Raw genomic sequence first — 19,401 nt, 5'->3', positions numbered from 1 at the left:
CCCTTTTGTTATAAATTCATTTTTTTAATGATTGTATACGTGTACATCTCGCTGAGGAAATGGAATTCCAATTGAATTCTTATCGAATTCTTTTTTCACGGATTCTTGCATATAGAAGAAAACCGTCCAATAATCCGCAGCATTTACCCATGCTCTTACCGTAAAATTCACCGAACTATCGGCCAACTCGGAGACTGCAATAAAATGCGCAGGATCTTTTAGCACTGATGCATGATTCACTAATAAGTCATTAAGAATCTTTTTTGCCTTATCGATATCATCAGAATAACCTATTCCAAACGTCATATCAACTCTTCGAGTTGGTTGCGTAGAATAATTAATCATTGAACCTGTTGATAAACCTCCGTTTGGAATGATAATCGTTTTATTATCAAACGAAAGCATTATCGTATTAAAAAGTTGAATTTCTTGAACAACTCCAGCATATCCTTGAGCTTCCAATACATCACCAACCTTAAATGGTTTAAAAATTAAAATCATGATGCCACCAGCAAAATTCTGCAGAGTACCCGACAAGGCCATACCTACGGCTAAACCAGCTGCTGCCAAAATAGCAATAAATGAAGTCATTTGAACACCAACCATTCCTATAACAGAAATAAACAGCATCACTTTTAAAACAATCCCTAAAAGATTGATAAAAAAAGGCTTTAAGGTTGCATCCATGTTTCTTTTATCCATTAACCTACCTACCCCTTTAGTTAAGACTTTAATAATCCATAAACCAACTAATAAAGTAAGTATTGCTAATAATAATTTGGGAGCATAATCCATTGCCATTGTCCAAATTTGATCTGACTTACCTATAATAACGTCCATATCCATATCTTAAATTTTCTAATAATTATTTAATTTCTAATTCAAATTGTACTCTTCTATTTAATGCTCGTCCTGCAGAAGTTGCATTTGTTGCGATTGGATTCGATTCTCCAAAGCCTTTAGCAGAAATTCGCTCCATTGCAATTCCTTTTTCAGTTAAAAACTTCTTGGTTGCGTTTGCTCTTTTCTCTGACAACATTAAATTCATTTCGTCTTTACCTTGATTATCGGTATAACCAGAAATGGCTAAAGAATAAGCTGGGTAATCATTTAATATCTGAACCACTTCATCGAGGATTTTTTTAGAATTTGGTGTTAATTCATCTTTTCCAGAAGCAAACTGTACATTTTTCGCAGCAAACTCAAGTTCTTTTTTAACTTCAGCCTTAATTTCAGGACATCCATAATTAGATGCTGGACCTGCTACCTCAGGACATTTATCTTCCTCATTAACTACACCATCTTTATCATTATCAAAAGCACAACCCATTGCGTCCACTTTATATCCAGGTTTCGTTGTTGGACATTTATCTTTTGCATCGGTCACACCATCACCATCAGAATCAGGACAACCATTTAGAGCTTTTAATCCTTTCACTTGAGGACATTCATCTTCAGAATCCTGAACACCATCACCATCAGTATCCGGACAACCTGCAAACTGAACTAATCCTTTTACATCTGGACATTTATCATCTTTATCGGCAACACCATCACCATCAGAATCCGGGCAACCTGCCAATAATGGATCTCCAGCTAACATAGGACATTCATCCTGATAGTCAGCAACACCGTCTCCATCCGAATCGAGTGGGCATCCTTTTTTGTCTACAGCAACGCCAGCAGGAGTGTTAGGACACTCATCACGTTTATCGCTTACACCATCACCATCAGAATCGTCAGATTTACCGAAACTATAAATTACACCAACAGTATTGTGCATGAATTTATCATGATACGACTCTGTATCTCTCATTTTGTTTTTATATCCGTCGTACTTGTCATTAAGAGGATAATAAATTCCGGTTTCAAGGGCAATGCTCCATCGGTCATCAATTCGAATATTTAAACCAGCAGCATAGTAGAAATTTACATTATCATATTTTTTATCGAAATTACTAGCAAACACACGACCTTTCGTGTCTGCGTTGGTATAACCAACCCCAGCAACTAAAAAAGGAGATAGAGTTGCATCTTCTTTTAAAAAGTAGCCATTATTGAATTTATATTTCAAATTCAAATTGGTATTGAACAACCAAGCATCAAAGTTACCAATAGCACCTTCCGATTCAACATTAAAATAACTAACCCGGAAAACCGCATCGAAGGAAGAATTTAAATAACGACCTAAAGTCGCTGATCCAATATAAGGTTCTGCATTACCAAATTCCCAAAAATCATTAGCAATATCCCCTTTATAATCATTAAAATTTAAGTAGAGCCCAACGCCCCATTTCTTATCTGCATTTTGTGCTTTTACTCCTGTAAACAGTAGCGTAGCAACAAAAAGCAACAATACAATTTTAACGTAATTTTTATTCATAGCATAAATTTTAGTTAATACCTAATTAAACCATAAAACATTGTGTAAAATAGCTTAATTAGAATAAAAATAAATAAAATTAACGTAAAATAAAATATATACGTGATTAAATTATTAACAAGATGGTAAACTTAAGAATAAGTATTTTAAAAAAAATTAAACAATTAGAAAATTCACCCTCAGCTTAGTACAAAAAAAAAAGGAAGCTTACGCTTCCCTTTTTTTTCTTTCCGAATATCTCGGACTATCATTGCTTGTTTTCCTTTTTCTATCTCTAAAAGATTCTCTTTTATTATCTGATCGATCGGATCCTCTACGACCTCTGTCAGATGCGCCTCTCTCTCCTCTTGGTCTTCCTTTTCGATGACTACTACCGCCACCACTTTCCGAAGGTCGATCTCCAGACACCTCGATACGAACATTTCGTCCGCCTACTACAGCACCAGCAAAACCTTTTACGATATCATTGGTAAATTCTTTTTCTACATCAAAGAAAGAAAATACACCTTTTAAATCTACTCTACCAATATTCTTTCCTCTAACTCCACATTGTTTGTGAATTAAAGTTAGTAATCGAGGAACATCAATTCCATCTTTTATACCAATATTAATAAACATTCGATCCTCATTGCTATCACTACTCTCATTAGCTCTTTGAGCTCGTTTTTGAGTGGATGATTTCATATTCAAATCAGGAGTATTCTTATAATAATCCATAAAACGATTAAACTCAAGAGATACAAATTTCTTAATAATATCCTCTCTGCTTAATTCGCTTAACTCATTGTTAATCGCTTCAAAATAAGTTTCGATATTATTCTCTTCAATATCTACTTCCTTAATTCGATTCATAAAATGAAGTAACTGTCTTTCGCAAACCTCTTCTCCACCAGGAACCTTCACCTGAGCAAATTCAACATTTAATTTTTTAGATAAATCTCTTACTTTTCGCTCATCACGAGGAGTAATTAAGGCAATAGAGATACCTGATCTACCTGCTCTAGCAGTACGTCCGCTTCGGTGAGTATAAAACTCTAATTCATCCGGTAAATTGTAATGAATTACGTGAGTTAAATCGTCCACATCGATTCCACGAGCAGCAACATCGGTTGCAACTAAAAGCTGAAGTGTTTTATTTTTAAAACTTCTCATCACTTTATCGCGCTGTACCTGAGAAAGATCACCATGCAAAGCATCGGCAGAATACCCGTCCTTCATTAAAAGCTCGGCAACTTCCTGTGTTTCTTTTCTAGTACGACAAAAGATAATTCCGAATATACTTGGGTAAAAATCAACTACACGTTTTAAAACATTATAGCGATCGCGGTTATTCAACAGGTAATATTGATGTTCGATATTCACATTCGAAGTATTTGCTTTTCCCACAGTAACCTCAACTGGGTTCGTCATGTAGTTTTTTGCAATTCTTCGAACCTCAGCGGGCATAGTTGCAGAAAACAACCAAGTTAATTTATCCTCTGAAGTAGCTGAAAGAATATCATCAATATCTTCTTTAAATCCCATATTAAGCATTTCATCTGCTTCATCGAGAATTAAATATTCAATTTTAGATAGATTTACTGCTTTACGTCTAATCATATCAAGTAGACGGCCTGGAGTTGCAACAATAACGTGTGCTCCTCTTCTTAATTTCCGGATTTGATCCTCAATGCTAGCACCGCCATAAACGTTCACCACATTAAGATTCAAGATATTTTTAGAAAATAGTCTTAAGTCGTCTGCAATTTGGATTCCCAATTCCCTTGTCGGGGATAGAATCAAAGCTTGTGGTAATTTTTCGTCTTGCTCGATTAGTTCGAGCAATGGTAAACCATAAGCCGCCGTTTTCCCAGTTCCAGTTTGAGCCAAACCAACAAAGTCCGATCGTCCTTCCAATAATACAGGAATCGCCTTTTCTTGAATAGGTGTTGGATTTTCGAAGCCTAACTCTTTGATAGCTCCTAGGATAGCCTCAGAAAGGCCAAGATTTTCAAATGAATTCATTCTATAAAATTTATGAGCCGCAAAGGTACAAATTTAATAACGAACTAAGCCATCTTTTTTAGTATTATCCTAACAGAGAAAATAATAGCTGACAATAAGGAAAGTTTAAATACATTTCGAATTTAAAACCAACAACTTATCCTCCCTAAATTCATTTGAATCCTTCTAGGTTCTTTAATTACGCACCAACATAAAAACGACTTCGGATTTTATAATAGAAGGCAGTTCAATTTTCCGAAGCTCTAAACTTCTTAGCCAACCTTCCATTTCATTTTCTTTCAAGCTATAAAGCACCTCGCGAAACTCATCAATTTGATCGTCGTTGAAATCATTTTCCTCAAAGTTTTTATAGGCATCTAATTCTTCGTCTTCGTAATAAATAATTTCCTCAGACATCTTATTAATTAGATCGGTTTCGCAAATCTCGTGCGCACCACAACATTCTTCCACTGGTTCCACAGGTGTTTCAATCACCACATCACCACCTTTTTTCGATCTCCAACGCTGCCCAATATAGGTGGTTAGAAATGCAATACACGCAATCCCTACAAGTGCTATTAATAAAACTTCCATGAGCGCAAAGCTAAATATTCACAGTTAATTAATCAAGATATCTAGATATTCTTTTTTCGACCAACAAATCGAATCACCATAGCATTTCCATTGTGCAATTCCCCCTCCGAAAGGTTTATTTCAACTTCCTGCAAAACCGGAAATGTAAACCCCTCAAAATCTCGTTTAATTTCTGATAAATCATAAAGCAGATCTTCATTTTGCGGTCCGCCAGTTTTGCGGCCAAGTTGACTTTTCGAAAATACCTCTATTAGTATCGTGCCTCCTGGTTTCAAAGAATCGGCCAAAAAACGATGAGCAATAGATCGATGCTCGGATGGTAAATGCAAATAAAGCATCGCTACAAGATCGTATTTCTCAACAACAGAAGGATGATCGAGTATACTTTCAGCATACATATTTACATGTACGTCTTGCTTTACAAAGAATTGCTTGGCATTCTCGACTGCCTGACTACTATAATCAAATGCATCCACTTCCCATCCTCTGCGAGAGGCATAGCTCGCATTTCGTCCCTCACCTTCGCCAGGCAACAATAAGTTACCCGGTTCAATCGTATCCAGATGTTTTTCAAAAAAAGAATTTGCCTTCTCCCCATAAATATTTTTCGCCTCAGCATATCGCCGATCCCACATTTCCTTCATAAAAATCATTTTTCAAACTAGCTTATCTTGAAGTCGCTTTTTCGTACTCTTTTTTATATAACTTCACTTGATTGGTCAACTTTTCGATTGTTGCTTCGTTTTCTTCTTTTACCTTTCGCAACCAATTTAATTTTCCATCTTTTTCTATAATCTCAGCCTTTAAATTTTCCATCTCTTTATCTTTCAAAGAAACCAATTCGCTGTTCTTTTTAATTTCATTGGTAAGCTTTCTCATTTCCCAATCCGCATCAACTCCGGCAGTTTTCAAATCTTGAGTTAGCTGACTCGACTCCAACTTTAAGCCTTCAATCTGTTTTAACAATTCAGATATTTTCAAATTATTTTCGTCGTTCAAACTCAATGCCGCATTGTACTTATCTAATGTTTGCATTAACTTCACCTGAAGTTCTGTAGTATCAGAAGCCAATCCCATTAATTCAGTACTTAAAACATCAATTTTAGTATTTTTCATAGCATTACTTTCCGACATGCTATTTTTCATCTCATTATACTCGGCCAATGTTTGATCCAATTTGGAGTTTAACTCTGTAATATATTTGCCTTTTTTTGAATTTTCACTATCAAGAGCAACAACTTTGGCATCACTTCGACGTTTTGCATATTCCAGTTCTTCATACTTTTTCTTGGAAACTACACAGGAAAAAAGAAAAAGTGGAAGCATCGATAGAACAAGAAATTGTTTTTTCATAGGTTTACAATTTTATTAGTAGATTTAATACGCCAAACCATATCAATTGCGTATTTATTAGCATAAATGTAAACGAAGATATTTGTAATTCGACAAAAAATAAACTCATCTGCTAAAAATTAACATTTTTTATCATGAAAAGCCCTTCTTTTTCTTTTCTAAAGCTATCATAAACATATCTTTGTAGAAGTTTATTTTTTTTACAAAAAAAAACTAAAGTTTGGCTTGATTTTTTTTTGGCAAGAGAATTGTTGCCTTAACAATGATTACGAATTTTTATCTGAAACAAACCCGATTGTTTATGCAAAAATATATTATTCTTTTTCTTACGGTAATTACATTGTCTTTTTCAACAAGTGCACAAGAAGACAAAAATGAAGATCAAAAAACGAAGTTAATCCGGATTGTTGGTAAACTTACCAACGACGTAAACAACGAACCAATTCCCTTTGCAAACATTGGTGTTCTAGGATCCTACATTGGTGCCGCATCAAATATGGATGGTATTTTTGAACTTAAGATTCCCGGCAACCTAATCGACAAAACAATACAAGCCTCTGCGGTTGGTTATTCCACCTTCTCGAACAGTGTGAAAAATTGTCTGATACAGGATACTTTACTTATAAAACTAACTCCTAAAAATTACAGCATTGCAGAAGTTGAGATTACTGCACAATCATTAGTTCTGAAAAAAAGAATTAAAACTGCCATTGAAAGAATTCCAGAGAATTACCTACAAACGTCTTTTAATTACGATGTTTACTATCGTTCCGAAAAGTTCGAGAACAGCCAATTAAATCGTCTTCGCGAAGCTGCAATTCGAATTTACGACGACAAAGGATATCAGCGAGCAGATGCCCATCAAGTATTTAAGGAACGTGCCTATAAATTTTTGCAAGTACGTAAGAATTTTGAAACCTCATCGTTAGCCGATGGATCTACTTATTTAGATGAACTTTTAGAAATGGACATTGTTCGTGGTCGAGGAAATATATTAAACGGCAACCACTTAGATTTCTATGACTTAATGTTGGATCAGATCACCGAATACGAAAATGATTCCATTTGGGTAATTGCCTACAAAAGCAAAAAACCACTATTAAGTAATACCGGCGATTATTACGCCAAAGAATATTCTGGAAAAATTTACATCAAAATTAAAGACTTTGCAGTAATTAAAAATGAGACTCATGTTATTGCAAGTAATTATTCAGCGCAAGGACGAAGTTTTTACGTAAACGAGGATCGGCAAACATGGAAACCATTGAATATTGAATACGATTTTAGCGTTACTTACAAACAACATTCAGGCAGATATTATTTAAGCTATGTAAATTACAAGCGTCACCATGTAGTGGAAGACAAAAAATCACAAAAAATTACAACTACTGATATCAACACTGAAATGTTAATTACCAAAATAAACACGGACACACCAGAAGTAATAGAAAAAAGAGCCTATTATGAGAACATGCCTTTTGATGAAAAATTCTGGGAAAGTTATAATATCATTTTCGATGGAGAATAGGAAAAGAGGCATAAGCCTCTTTTTTCATCTACACCAAAGCGAAAAATAGTTCCAATAAATAATCTAACACCATATTTCCTTCCTGATTATCTCAGCACGTGAAGCTAAATAGTCCAAATTAATCCAAAAAAAAACTGCCCATAAAATGGACAGTTCCTTAAATTATATAGGAGCTTTATTCTTCCTCTTTCACTTCTTCTACTGTTTCTTCAAGATCTAACAAATTATTTTCCTGCAGAATATTATACCACTGAAAAACCTTTTTCATGTCAGAAACATATACACGATCCTCGTCGTAACTTGGCAAAACATCAGCCATATAAGCTTTCAATTCAGTTCCTGAAGCTTTGTGACTAATTGCTTGTCCGCCATTCTCCTTTTCCTTAATACTTTTAAAAACAACTGCTAATTGAACATCTCCTTCTTCTGTAAAAATAGCAATATCTTCTAGAGCACTAATTTTAGAAGATGCATAAGCTGCCATACGCTTTTTATCAATCAAAGACTCAACAATTAAAGCATTCTTTGAGTTAGATACCATTTTAAAAAGACCTGAATGTCCTGCTATGGCTAATATTCCTTTTAACATATTTTCATTTGTTTATAATTTTTATTCAATTACCAAATGGAACTCACCATGATTAAATAAACATACTCTCGTGTGAAAATTTACAATTATTGAATCACGAATGTTTCGGTTTTATATTTGGAAGCACAAATTTATAATTCCATTGTAGTTAAAAAAACAATTTTGCAAAAAAATATCTTAGAATTAATCCAGATTACGCAAAGCCTCTCTCCTTTTTAATCTTTTCGAAAGCCTCACTTAATTTCTGGAACTTCTCCTTAGCTGCTTCTTGCACATCTTCCCCTAAATAACTTACCTTATCGGGATGATATTTGGTTGCCATTTTTCGATACGCCTTTTTTACTTCGGCATCAGAGGCATCGCGAGTAAGATCCAGTATTTCATAACTTGATTCAGTAGATTGAATAAACATAGATTTAATAGAAGTATAATCTCCCGACTGAATACCCAAATAATAGGATATTTTATCGATAATACCCAACTCTAATTCACTCACACTACCATCGGACTGAGCAATTCCGAATAAAAAATGCATCAATTGCAAACGAGAAGAATAATCGAGATTGTGCTGAATTTGCTGACAAACCTCTTCCACCGGAATATCTTGCTTCAGAATATCTCGAAGTACAGTAATTGCTTCACTTGCTCTGCCAACGCCAAAACTTTTAACCAAATAAGTTTTTACGTAATCCAATTCTAATTTTAATACTTTTCCGTCGGCTTTCATAACCGCGGCAACCAACACTAACAAGCTTACAACAAAATCACCCTGTCTTGTACCACCACGCACACTTCCCGTTTCAACTTCAATCGTATCAATTGCCGAACCCAACATAAAACCCAAAACTCCACCAATTGGTCCTAAAACAGCCCAACCTAATCCTCCAGCAATCCACTTTCCGTATTTTCCCATTTTTAACACAAAATTATTTTACGCTCTTTTTCTTCAAACAAAGAAAACAAAAGATCATTTAAATAGAAATCGCCATTCAAAAAATGCGAATCTATTAACAAAGTTTAACAAAAATTTGAATTTATTTCTTGATCAAAGACCGAATTTGCTTGTCAATTTGAATAATCTGAGGAAGAATTAGATCAGCATTATTATAAATTACAAAATCAGCTCTTTCGAGCCTTACGGATTCTGGAAGCTGATTTTTCATTCTTTCAATTATTTGCTCCCTACTTGCAGCATCTCGCTTAACAACTCTCCCAATTCTTAACTCCTCTTCGGCAGTAACTGTAATAATTTTATCGAAACTCTTATACAAGCCAGAATCAAAAATAATTGCTGATTCCTGAATCACGTAGGGTTTTTCTACAAATTGTTCACACCATCTGCTAAAATCCTCTCGTACAGCAGGATGAACAATTGCATTTATGTCTTTTAGAGATGTTTCATCATGAAATACAATTTCGGCTAGTAATTTCCGATTTAAATTAAAATTTGAGTCATAAACTTGTCTTCCAAACCGAGAAATTAATAAGTCCCTAACACCGAAATCCGACGCCATTAGTCGCTTGGCCTCCACATCTGCAACATAAATAGGTATGCCCATCATCTCAAATGCCTTTCCAACAATTGATTTCCCAGATCCTATTCCTCCTGTTAAGCCGATTTTCAACATTTTCGCAAAGTATTTGTCATTCTATTTAGCAACAGGTAAGTTATTTACTGAAACGTTTTCTTTTCCTTTAAATAAGTAAGCTCTTGCGGGTAAAAACGAACATTTGTTACAAAACCAGGATAACGAAGCAAGTCAATCTTTAATTTATTACTTCCCTCATCTGAAGTTTCTTTATAATCTACTCTCACATCAAACAAATCGGCAGACACTTTACCATGCTTTTTAAATCCCACGAAGTAGGAAACTTTAACATCTCCCGGAAACAATCTAAGTAAAAGCGAATCAGGAAGATTACTCACTTTAATAGGTATAGTAATTTTTTCTTCGGTAAATTGTTCCACAGGAACAGTAATTTTGACTTTTACTTGATCAAATTCAAGTCCTTCAACTTTTTTTAAATTTACCGTCTTACGAACCGTTTTATTCAGGTTCGTTAGAATAAGCTCTTCTGTCTCTACAAAATGAACACTGTCAAGAATTGAACTTGGACCTTTGACAAGCACACTATCAAACTCCAAAAAAACAGCTCCATCCAGCATAAACTGCTGCTCAAAGCTACTTGAAACATTACTCTTAATTGGAATTTTTTTTTCGAGAATAGGCGAAAATTCGAATAGAATAGTATCGGGTAAGATACTTATTAACTGAATACTTGAAGACAAATCTCTTTCAAATTGAGGTACAATTTGCGAAGTAACTAAAGAATAGTTTCGAATCGATTTATTATTTCTCATCCTATTATTAGTATAGAACCCAACATCGAAAGGATTGGAAAGAAAAGCAGTACTAAGTTTATAACGTATTAAATCGAAGCCATACGCATTAACTTTTAGAGTTAACTGTTGGGGCAATTTATTGGTGAGAACTTTATTCTGTGGCAAATTTATATATTGAACTGGATAATTTACAGTTGTTGTATATTCTTTGCCTAATGCATTTAAGAACCAAAATATGGTAGCAATCCCAACAAAAAAAACATACACAAGTAGTTTTTTATTCGAAGCGATTTTTTCGGTATCAAAAAGCTCCTTTATTTTACTAAGATCTGGAATAGCCAATGTGAGGAAGTATTAAAATAGACTGTGCTCAATTGAGCACAGTCCAAACTATTATTTTTGAGCAACGTCGCTCATATCTTTAACAACTGCCGCTTTGTCAATTTTCAATCGGTTTTGTCCTTCAACTTCCATGATAATAACGTTTTCCTGAATTTCAAGAACCTTACCATAGATACCACCTGTTGTTACTACCTTATCTCCTTTTTGTAAATCATCACGAAACTTTTTTAGCTCCTTCTGCTTTTTCATTTGCGGACGAATCATGAAAAAATAAAATACTACAATAATTGCTCCAAGCATAATAAAAGAACCATAAGGATTTTGTCCTTCCTGAGGTTGTGTCATCAATAAGATGTTCAATAAATTATCCATTTCAATCCTGAATTTTTAGGCCAAAGGCCATATTAATTATATAAATTACTAATTATTCTATTTTACTTGTGCTGAAATTACCAGCTCATCAATTCCTGTTAAAGTATTACTAAAAATAGTAATTACCTTATACTGTTTGCCATATCTTCCTTCAGTATTAAACTCGACGATTATTCTTGATTCTTTTCCTACTCCCAAGGGTTTCTTCTCCCATTTTACGGCAGTACAACCACAACTCGTCTCCACATTTTTAATAACTAAATCTTTCGAACCAATATTTTTAAAAAAGAAATCACAAACCACTATTTCCCCTTCCGAAACATCCCCAAATTTATGTAATTCTTTAGTAAACTCAAACTTAGGAAAACCATTCGACGAAATATTTTTTTCAGTAGCTTTTCCATCAAGACTTTCAGAATCAACATTACCTGTTTTATTTGAATTACATCGTACTAAACATACGATAAATATTATCAAAAACAAGATACGACTAAGACATTTAACAGATGCAAAAATAGCTGTATTATTCATCAATTGTTCGAACATTTTGGTTCCCGAATGTACTAATTTTAAATGGAAGAATATTTGCTCCCATTAATAAAATAAAAAATGCGCATACCCCTAGGATAAGCGCATTCTAAAATATCTATTTTGGTTTTACTTTCCCTCTATTAAACCTCTACCTGCTTTTTTAACAGTTCCATTTAATTTTAACTCCTGAACCATCTTATCTAAAATTCCATTAATAAAATTACTACTATTTGCAGTACTATAAAATTTAGCAATTTCGAGGTATTCGTTAAAACTTACTTTAACCGGCACACTTGTAAACTCTTTAATTTCAGTAAGCGCCAGCTCCATGATTAAAATATCCATATAGGCGATACGCTCCAAATCCCAATTTTTAGTATTCGCCTTAATCAACTCCAGGTGTTCGGTGTGATTAATAATCGCTTTACGGAATAATGTTTTCATAAATTCCTCATCATCCCGATCCTTGTATAAAGACATTAAAGAGGCATGAGTATCATCTGTTTGCGAAAAACCTTTAATTGTTCTCACTACCATACTAATAATAAACTCAATCTCGTCATTCCAATAAATGCTCTTCTCCTCCATCACCCCATAAAACTCTTCATCTGCAGCGATAATGTGAGTGAAAAATTTCTCAACAAATTTTTTATCCGCGGCATAAGAACTCTCCGGTTGAGCCATGTACTCTTGATACAATTCTGAATTAATCAATTTATCATGCAAAATTCGAACGTAATCCTCTTGATCATCCCAAGTAACCGAATGCGAATTAGAATAGCTATTCAACTGAATATTTTCCGCCAACTGTCTAATTACTGGATTGTTAATAAACTTTGTGTTAGGATTTAAATCCTCATGAGATGGAATGATTTTGCCTCTGGAATTTTCTATTTTCTTTTCAGAAACAAAAGCGACGTCCACAATAAGTAGAAGTAAATAATGATACAAATCGTAAGCTTTTCCAACACTAAAGAATAATTCCTTTTCGGCCTTAGCTATCGTGCGATCTTGATTTTTATAATAGGCATACAAAATTTGTAACACCTTAACTCGAAGCAATCTTCTACTAATCATACGTTTAAAGAACTTGTCAATTACATTAATTTGGCTGCAAAAATACGCTTTTTTTTAATTGCTAACAAGGAAAAACCAACAAATAAGGGAAAATAATTACTCCTACTAAGCAAATGACTTTACATATAAAAAAGGATAGGCAAAAAACCATAAATACACTGAAAAGGTTTGCATACTCATTTTAAATAACCACATTTTCCTCAATAAAATACCTATTCATAATAAATAGTAAGTATATTTTTTTATTTTTGAATGTATAAAATCAAAATAAATAACAAATTATTTCAGATGGAAGGTTACGATAAAAAGGAAGGGTTCGAAAAACATAATCGAGATGAAATTTATTCAAATGCCGTAAGAGCGGGGAAAAGGACTTATTTTTTTGATGTTAAAGCAACAAAGAAAAACGACTATTACTTAACAATCACCGAAAGTAAAAAACGTTATGACAAAGAAGGAAATTTTTCCTTCGAGAAGCATAAAATATTTTTATACAAAGAGGATTTTGATAAATTTTCGGATGGTTTATTAGAAGCAATTGATTTTATCAAATCTTCAAATCTTGAAAAAGATACTGAGGAAAATACATACTCAGATCAAGAATACCATGAGCCAGAAACAGTACTAGAGGGATTTGAATCCAAATCTTTTACAAATGTAGAGTTTGAAGATTTAACTGAGTAATAGTATCAACATATTTTAAAAGCTGTCCTAAAAGACAGCTTTTTTTATGCATTTTTTTATTTCAATTCAATAATAAAAGGGCTGAAGAAGTATCGGTTTCCCAAAAACACTTACTTTTGTTTAAATTCTCTTTAATTTGATCTATTTAAACATTACAACACATTCCAATATAAATAAAATGAGTTGAAAAGTTCAAAATACCTACAAATAGGGATTGCACGTAAGTTATTTTTCCTATACGTTTGACATGCGTTAAAAATGCCCGAGAATTAAATTATAATCAAATAGCAAAAGCAGATGCCCAATGGCGTCGTTTATTAATAAATACGAATGAAGCTTTCCGAATTATCTGATAGTCAAGAAGGAATTATTATAAAAGTCCAAGGGCACGGTGCCTTTCGAAAAAGGATTACCGAAATGGGCTTTGTTAAGGGCAAAAAGGTTATTGTAATCAAAAATGCTCCTCTGAAAGATCCTGTTGAATATCAAATAATGGGATATGAAGTCTCATTAAGAAGAAGTGAAGCATCTTTAATTGAGGTAATTACAAAAGAAGAAGCGAAAGATATTAAGGTTAATGGATTTGAAGGAACTATTAACGACGACATTTTAAAAACTTCTGCAAAAGAAAAAGGGAAAAATATTAACATTGCATTAGTTGGTAACCCGAATGCAGGTAAAACTACATTATTCAATTACGCTTCGGGATCGAAGGAGCACGTTGGTAATTATAGCGGAGTAACCGTAGATGCCAAACAAGCCAAAGTAAAACAAAATGGCTATCAATTTAATATTACCGATCTTCCCGGTACCTATTCCTTAACAGCCTACTCTCCTGAGGAACTATTTGTTCGTAAATACATTATGAATGAAAGGCCCGACGTGGTTATTAATGTTGTAGATGCCTCTAATTTGGAAAGAAACCTTTACTTAACCACGCAATTAATCGACATGGACATAAAGGTAATTATTGCCTTAAACATGTATGACGAATTAGAGAAAAAAGGAGCTATTCTTAATTTTAAGGCACTTGCAAAAATGCTTGGCATTCCAATTATACCAACAATAAGCCCAAAAGGAATTGGAATTAAGGAACTATTCAACAAGGTAATTAACGTATACGAAGACAAAGATCCAATTGTACGTCATATTCATGTTAATTACGGAACGTCAGTTGAAAAATCAATTGCTAAAATACAATCTGAAATAAAAAAGGATGCTAAGCTTTGCGCCAAATCATCTCCTAGGTTTCTAGCCATAAAGCTTTTAGAATCAGATAAAAGCGCACGATTCCTTGTGCAAGATAGCGACCTGCATTTTAATATAAAAAAAACAACCAAAGAAGAAATTCAAAAACTTGAGAAGGAATTTGGTGAAGTATGTGAAACTGTTATTACCGATTCAAAGTACGGATTTATTGATGGAGCCCTTAAAGAAACCTATAAGGAAAGTCCGATAAAACGCAGACGAAAAACCACAATAATAGACACATTTATTACCCACAAGCTTTTTAGTTTTCCGATTTTTTTCGTGTTTATGTTTTTAACCTTTTATGCCACTTTTAATTTGGGGGAATACCCAATGCAGTGGATTGATATGGGAGTTAATGCCTTTGCAGGATTAATTGAACAATTTATGCCCGAAGGTCCACTAAAAGATTTAATTATAGATGGCATTATTGGTGGCGTTGGAGGTGTAATTGTGTTTCTCCCTAACATCTTAATTTTATTCTTCTTTATTTCCTTCATGGAAGATACAGGATATATGGCAAGAGCTGCCTTTATCATGGATAAGTTGATGCATAAAATTGGTTTGCATGGAAAATCATTTATTCCATTAATAATGGGATTTGGTTGCAATGTGCCGGCATTAATGGCAACCAGAACATTAGAGAACAGGAATGACCGGATTCTAACCATGCTGATTACTCCATTTATGTCGTGCAGTGCGCGATTGCCAATTTATATTTTAATTATCGGCACATTTTTCCCCGAACACGCTACTTTTGTTCTATTTGGAATTTACACTTTTGGAATTGTACTTGCCATTTTCTTTGCGAAAATATTCAAAGCAAGTTTTTTCAAATCCAAAGAGGCTCCTTTCGTAATGGAATTACCGCCATATCGCCTGCCAACCTTTAAATCGACCATAATTCACATGTGGCATAAAGGAGTTCAATATCTACAGAAAATGGGAGGTGTTATCCTCCTGGCATCGATTCTAATTTGGGCTTTAGGATACTTTCCCAGAGAAGTAAATTTCTCGAAAGATTACGATAAGATGATTGCGGAAACAACTCAAAGGTTTGATAGTGAGATTGATAATACTCAACAAAATCCCGATTTTAATACCATTCAGTTAAAACAGGAAAAAGAAGTTGAAATTCAAAAAATTCTTAATCTTAAATTGGAAGAAAAGCAACAAAAATCGTACATCGGACAAATAGGTCAATTTGTTGCACCAGCATTGCATCCTTTAGGTTTCGATTGGAAAATGACTGTGAGTATACTAACCGGTATTGCCGCAAAAGAAGTTGTAGTTAGTACAATGGGTGTTTTATATCAGGAAGGAGAAGGTGCCAGCGAAAACAGCGAAGGATTACGAACAAAATTAAAGGAGCAAAAATTTATCGGTAATTATCGAACAGGCGAGTATGTTTTCAATAGTTTATCGGCTCTATCCTTCCTTCTATTTATACTAATCTATTTTCCATGCATAGCCGTAATCGTAACAATCGTGAAGGAAGCAAATTGGAAATGGGCTGCTTTTGTGGTATTTTACACTACGGGATTGGCTTGGTTAGTTTCTTTTATTATCTATCAAACCGGAAATTTAATACTTTAATATTATGAGCTTTCAGTTAGTAGCAACTTATATAATTGTACTTTTTGCTTTTGGATATACTCTATACCAATTTGTAAAGTTATTCACGAAACAAAAATCGAGCTGTGGTGGCAGTTGCGGTGGTTGTCATTTTAAAAGAGAACTTCACAAGAGAAACCTACATTCGAAACCTCTTTTAAAAACTCAAAACTTAACATATGTTAAAAATTAATCATACTGCAATACACTATCCTATAAAACATTGAAAATAACATACAATACATAACAAAAAAAGGCGACCACACAGTCGCCTTTTTTTATTTATTTTTAGCTTATGCTCCTAAAGTAGCAACCATTACAGCTTTAATTGTATGTAAACGATTCTCAGCCTCATCAAAAACGATAGATGCTGCAGACTCAAATACCTCTTCAGTAACCTCAACACCATCCATACCAAACTTTTGGAAAACCTCTTCACCAACTTTGGTTTGTCTGTTGTGATATGCAGGCAAACAGTGCATAAATTTACATTTCTCATTCCCTGTTGCTGTCATCAATTCAGCATTAATTTGGTATGGCTTAAGAATACCAATTCTTTCTTCCCATACTTTATCAGGCTCACCCATTGATACCCAAACATCAGTATAAAGGAAATCACATCCTTCAACTCCTGCTTTTGCATCATCAGTAATTGTAATTGTTGCACCAGTCTCTTTAGCAATTTTCATACATTCAGCTACCAATCCTTCTTCTGGTTGAAGATTTGCAGGACCAACAATTCTTACATCCATGCCCATTTTTGCAGCACCAACCATTAAAGAGTTAGCCATATTATTACGAGCATCGCCTAAATATGCAAATGAAATTTGACTAAGTGGTTTGTCTGAATGCTCTGTCATCGTTAAAAAGTCGGCTAAAATTTGAGTTGGATGAAATTCATCTGTCAAACCATTCCAAACAGGAACACCAGCAAACTTACCTAACTCCTCTACAATTGCCTGTCCGTATCCACGGTACTCAATACCATCATACATACGACCTAAAACACGAGCAGTATCTGCCATCGACTCCTTAACGCCAATCTGAGAACCCGAAGGACCTAAGTAGGTTACGTGAGCACCTTGATCGTAAGCCGCTGTTTCGAATGCACAACGAGTACGAGTTGAAGATTTTTCAAATATCAAAGCGATATTTTTTCCCTTCATAGTTTGCACTTCTGTACCGGCATATTTTGCTCTTTTAAGATCTCTTGAAAGATCTAACAAATATTGCATTTCCTTTGGAGTAAAATCCAACAACTTTAAAAAGTTTCTGTTTCTTAAATTAAAAGCCATGGTATGTATTTTTTTATTACGATTACAAAAGTAATTATAATCTGATATTAATAATAGTTAATTAAGAATTATGCTCTACGTCGTTTTCGTCGTATTCCATTGTGATCTTAGTTCCGTATGATTTATCAACCAATTTTGTAGCTTCGGTAATCACGGATTTACCGCCTCCATTTTCGATAAAACTTAAACAAGCACGAATTTTAGGAGCCATAGATCCTTCTGCAAAAGTACCATCTTCCATGTATTTCATAGTATCTGCATGATTCAAGAATTCCAATTTTTTCTCATTTGGTCCTCTAAAGTCATGATATACAAAAGATACATCCGTAAGAATATAGAATTCATCTGCTTTAATTCGAGCTCCGATTAATGCCGATGCAAGATCTTTATCAATTACAGCCTCTACTGGGCACAAGTCACCATTTTCGTCTTCCGAAACTGGGATACCACCACCTCCCACAGTAATAACAATATTTCCTTGACGAGCTAGATTTTCAATAACCGTTTCGTTTAAAACTCGGATTGGTTTGGGCGATGGCACTACACGTCTCCACCCTCCTTCAGTTTTCACCTCTTCCTTAAAAATCCAACCTTTAGAATGAACCAATTCATCAGCCTGCTCTTTGGTATAAATTTTACCAACACGTTTTAATGGATTGGCGAAAGCAGGATCATTCTTATCAACAACAACCTGAGTTACCAAAGTCACAACATCTTTTTCAATGCCATGTCGTTTTAATACATTACGCAAATTTCTCTCGATCATGTAACCTATTCCTCCCTGAGAGTCAGCCACATCAATATCCAAAGGCATTTGAGGAATATTATAAAGTTGCTCACCTGCATCGTTTCTCATTAAGATATTACCTACCTGAGGGCCATTACCATGAGCAATAATAACATCATACCCTTCTTTTACAAGAAAAATAAGATTTTCGAGCGTATCAATTGTATTCTGAGTCTGCTCCTCCACAGTCCCTTTCTGATTCCCTCTCAATAAGGCATTTCCACCTAATGCTACAACTGCTAATTTATTTTTCATTACTTTTCCATTTATGTTTTTCTTTTCACTGTGCAAATCTAAAAAAAATAAGTTCAAAACAACGAAATACTTTTTTATTTACAACATTTTTCACCCTCTGTTTTTCAACACATTAGAGCTTTTATAAATTTACTGTTTACTAAAATTTCCTGTAAATGCATGAATTTCAAAGCAAAGAATCTTTTAAAATGCATTCGTTTGCAAGTCTTAAATAAGATTTGTAGTTATGATAATTATAGCACCTCATTCCTTATTTTATTTTTTTACCTCACAAATTCATTTTATACAAAAACCAAAGTAAATGAAGAACACTCTATTTTTAAACAAAACCTCAAGCAATTATTTACGTATGAAATAAAAGTGGAATTAATTAGGTAAAAAATGTGATATTTGTAAAATAACCCGTAATTTAATCTAAGATG

The 19,401-nt window shown here is 34.0% G+C and carries 19 protein-coding genes; 4 read left to right on the top strand and 15 right to left on the bottom strand.

Annotated elements, in window-relative coordinates:
• Positions 1-24 precede the first annotated feature (24 nt).
• The 6 genes from BZG02_RS13330 to BZG02_RS13305 form a co-directional block, all read right to left on the bottom strand.
• Complete coding sequence (locus BZG02_RS13330) at positions 25-840, bottom strand: mechanosensitive ion channel family protein (protein WP_245868095.1); 816 nt, start codon at positions 838-840, stop codon at positions 25-27.
• A gap of 25 nt (positions 841-865) precedes the next feature.
• Positions 866-2,383, bottom strand: a complete 1,518-nt coding sequence (locus tag BZG02_RS13325; protein ID WP_101261935.1) for an OmpA family protein — start codon at positions 2,381-2,383, stop codon at positions 866-868.
• A gap of 207 nt (positions 2,384-2,590) precedes the next feature.
• On the bottom strand, positions 2,591-4,387 hold the full coding sequence (locus BZG02_RS13320) for a DEAD/DEAH box helicase (protein ID WP_101261934.1): 1,797 nt from the start codon (positions 4,385-4,387) through the stop codon (positions 2,591-2,593).
• A 174-nt stretch (positions 4,388-4,561) separates the two neighbouring features.
• Positions 4,562-4,960, bottom strand: a complete 399-nt coding sequence (locus BZG02_RS13315) for a hypothetical protein (protein ID WP_101261933.1) — start codon at positions 4,958-4,960, stop codon at positions 4,562-4,564.
• Between the two features lie 41 nt (positions 4,961-5,001).
• Complete coding sequence (locus BZG02_RS13310) at positions 5,002-5,604, bottom strand: class I SAM-dependent methyltransferase (protein WP_180335722.1); 603 nt, start codon at positions 5,602-5,604, stop codon at positions 5,002-5,004.
• Positions 5,605-5,626: 22 nt separating this feature from the next.
• Entirely contained in the window at positions 5,627-6,313 is a 687-nt protein-coding gene (locus tag BZG02_RS13305) for a hypothetical protein (RefSeq protein ID WP_101261931.1), read from the bottom strand.
• Between the two features lie 301 nt (positions 6,314-6,614).
• Between BZG02_RS13305 and BZG02_RS13300 the strand changes: the two genes are divergently transcribed.
• Positions 6,615-7,841, top strand: coding sequence for a carboxypeptidase-like regulatory domain-containing protein (locus tag BZG02_RS13300; protein ID WP_180335721.1), 1,227 nt, complete (start codon positions 6,615-6,617; stop codon positions 7,839-7,841).
• 175 nt (positions 7,842-8,016) lie between these two features.
• Here the strand turns inward: BZG02_RS13300 and BZG02_RS13295 are convergent, their stop codons facing one another.
• The 7 genes from BZG02_RS13295 to nusB all read right to left on the bottom strand — a co-directional run bounded on the left by BZG02_RS13295 (position 8,017) and on the right by nusB (position 13,096).
• On the bottom strand, positions 8,017-8,430 hold the full coding sequence (locus tag BZG02_RS13295; RefSeq protein ID WP_101261929.1) for a DUF5606 family protein: 414 nt from the start codon (positions 8,428-8,430) through the stop codon (positions 8,017-8,019).
• A 193-nt stretch (positions 8,431-8,623) separates the two neighbouring features.
• Entirely contained in the window at positions 8,624-9,343 is a 720-nt protein-coding gene (locus tag BZG02_RS13290) for a TerB family tellurite resistance protein (RefSeq protein WP_101261928.1), read from the bottom strand.
• A 121-nt stretch (positions 9,344-9,464) separates the two neighbouring features.
• Positions 9,465-10,058: a dephospho-CoA kinase gene (coaE, locus tag BZG02_RS13285; protein ID WP_101261927.1), complete on the bottom strand. Its 594-nt coding sequence runs from the start codon at positions 10,056-10,058 to the stop codon at positions 9,465-9,467.
• 44 nt (positions 10,059-10,102) lie between these two features.
• Positions 10,103-11,116, bottom strand: coding sequence for a CdaR family protein (locus BZG02_RS13280; RefSeq protein WP_101261926.1), 1,014 nt, complete (start codon positions 11,114-11,116; stop codon positions 10,103-10,105).
• Positions 11,117-11,167: 51 nt separating this feature from the next.
• Positions 11,168-11,488, bottom strand: coding sequence for a preprotein translocase subunit YajC (gene yajC / locus BZG02_RS13275; protein ID WP_245868094.1), 321 nt, complete (start codon positions 11,486-11,488; stop codon positions 11,168-11,170).
• A gap of 57 nt (positions 11,489-11,545) precedes the next feature.
• Positions 11,546-12,019 carry a DUF1573 domain-containing protein gene (locus tag BZG02_RS13270; RefSeq protein ID WP_180335720.1) on the bottom strand — a complete coding sequence of 158 codons (474 nt, stop codon included), beginning with the start codon at positions 12,017-12,019 and terminating at the stop codon, positions 11,546-11,548.
• Between the two features lie 126 nt (positions 12,020-12,145).
• Positions 12,146-13,096, bottom strand: a complete 951-nt coding sequence (gene nusB / locus BZG02_RS13265) for a transcription antitermination factor NusB (RefSeq protein WP_101261923.1) — start codon at positions 13,094-13,096, stop codon at positions 12,146-12,148.
• Positions 13,097-13,384: 288 nt separating this feature from the next.
• Between nusB and BZG02_RS13260 the strand changes: the two genes are divergently transcribed.
• From BZG02_RS13260 to BZG02_RS21355, 3 genes are all read left to right on the top strand, one after another.
• Positions 13,385-13,780 carry a DUF3276 family protein gene (locus tag BZG02_RS13260; protein WP_101261989.1) on the top strand — a complete coding sequence of 132 codons (396 nt, stop codon included), beginning with the start codon at positions 13,385-13,387 and terminating at the stop codon, positions 13,778-13,780.
• 330 nt (positions 13,781-14,110) lie between these two features.
• The gene (feoB, locus tag BZG02_RS13255) at positions 14,111-16,624 is read left to right on the top strand and encodes a ferrous iron transport protein B (RefSeq protein ID WP_101261922.1); all 2,514 of its coding nucleotides are present in this window, start codon (positions 14,111-14,113) and stop codon (positions 16,622-16,624) included.
• A 4-nt stretch (positions 16,625-16,628) separates the two neighbouring features.
• Positions 16,629-16,835, top strand: coding sequence for a FeoB-associated Cys-rich membrane protein (locus BZG02_RS21355; RefSeq protein ID WP_101261921.1), 207 nt, complete (start codon positions 16,629-16,631; stop codon positions 16,833-16,835).
• Positions 16,836-16,935: 100 nt separating this feature from the next.
• Here the strand turns inward: BZG02_RS21355 and argF are convergent, their stop codons facing one another.
• Positions 16,936-17,937: an ornithine carbamoyltransferase gene (argF, locus tag BZG02_RS13245; protein WP_101261920.1), complete on the bottom strand. Its 1,002-nt coding sequence runs from the start codon at positions 17,935-17,937 to the stop codon at positions 16,936-16,938.
• A 61-nt stretch (positions 17,938-17,998) separates the two neighbouring features.
• Entirely contained in the window at positions 17,999-18,979 is a 981-nt protein-coding gene (locus BZG02_RS13240; protein WP_101261988.1) for a carbamate kinase, read from the bottom strand.
• Positions 18,980-19,401 lie beyond the last annotated feature (422 nt).

The organism is Labilibaculum filiforme, assembly GCF_002843315.1.
GTDB classification, from domain to species: Bacteria; Bacteroidota; Bacteroidia; order Bacteroidales; family Marinifilaceae; genus Labilibaculum; species Labilibaculum filiforme.
This window is presented reverse-complemented; position numbering and strand designations above follow the sequence as displayed.

What these genes read in the sequence shown, in the direction of transcription:
- BZG02_RS13325 (WP_101261935.1), bottom strand. Translation starts at nt 2,383, where the DNA reads ATGAATAAAAATTACGTTAAAATTGTATTGTTGCTTTTTGTTGCTACG.
- BZG02_RS13295 (WP_101261929.1), bottom strand. Translation starts at nt 8,430, where the DNA reads ATGTTAAAAGGAATATTAGCCATAGCAGGACATTCAGGTCTTTTTAAA.
- BZG02_RS13305 (WP_101261931.1), bottom strand. Translation starts at nt 6,313, where the DNA reads ATGAAAAAACAATTTCTTGTTCTATCGATGCTTCCACTTTTTCTTTTT.
- BZG02_RS13310 (WP_180335722.1), bottom strand. Translation starts at nt 5,604, where the DNA reads ATGAAGGAAATGTGGGATCGGCGATATGCTGAGGCGAAAAATATTTAT.
- BZG02_RS13270 (WP_180335720.1), bottom strand. Translation starts at nt 12,019, where the DNA reads ATGAATAATACAGCTATTTTTGCATCTGTTAAATGTCTTAGTCGTATC.
- BZG02_RS13320 (WP_101261934.1), bottom strand. Translation starts at nt 4,387, where the DNA reads ATGAATTCATTTGAAAATCTTGGCCTTTCTGAGGCTATCCTAGGAGCT.
- argF (WP_101261920.1), bottom strand. Translation starts at nt 17,937, where the DNA reads ATGGCTTTTAATTTAAGAAACAGAAACTTTTTAAAGTTGTTGGATTTT.
- BZG02_RS13240 (WP_101261988.1), bottom strand. Translation starts at nt 18,979, where the DNA reads ATGAAAAATAAATTAGCAGTTGTAGCATTAGGTGGAAATGCCTTATTG.
- yajC (WP_245868094.1), bottom strand. Translation starts at nt 11,488, where the DNA reads ATGGATAATTTATTGAACATCTTATTGATGACACAACCTCAGGAAGGA.
- BZG02_RS13300 (WP_180335721.1), top strand. Translation starts at nt 6,615, where the DNA reads ATGCAAAAATATATTATTCTTTTTCTTACGGTAATTACATTGTCTTTT.
- nusB (WP_101261923.1), bottom strand. Translation starts at nt 13,096, where the DNA reads ATGATTAGTAGAAGATTGCTTCGAGTTAAGGTGTTACAAATTTTGTAT.
- BZG02_RS13330 (WP_245868095.1), bottom strand. Translation starts at nt 840, where the DNA reads ATGGACGTTATTATAGGTAAGTCAGATCAAATTTGGACAATGGCAATG.
- BZG02_RS13290 (WP_101261928.1), bottom strand. Translation starts at nt 9,343, where the DNA reads ATGGGAAAATACGGAAAGTGGATTGCTGGAGGATTAGGTTGGGCTGTT.
- BZG02_RS13315 (WP_101261933.1), bottom strand. Translation starts at nt 4,960, where the DNA reads ATGGAAGTTTTATTAATAGCACTTGTAGGGATTGCGTGTATTGCATTT.
- BZG02_RS21355 (WP_101261921.1), top strand. Translation starts at nt 16,629, where the DNA reads ATGAGCTTTCAGTTAGTAGCAACTTATATAATTGTACTTTTTGCTTTT.
- coaE (WP_101261927.1), bottom strand. Translation starts at nt 10,058, where the DNA reads ATGTTGAAAATCGGCTTAACAGGAGGAATAGGATCTGGGAAATCAATT.
- feoB (WP_101261922.1), top strand. Translation starts at nt 14,111, where the DNA reads ATGAAGCTTTCCGAATTATCTGATAGTCAAGAAGGAATTATTATAAAA.
- BZG02_RS13260 (WP_101261989.1), top strand. Translation starts at nt 13,385, where the DNA reads ATGGAAGGTTACGATAAAAAGGAAGGGTTCGAAAAACATAATCGAGAT.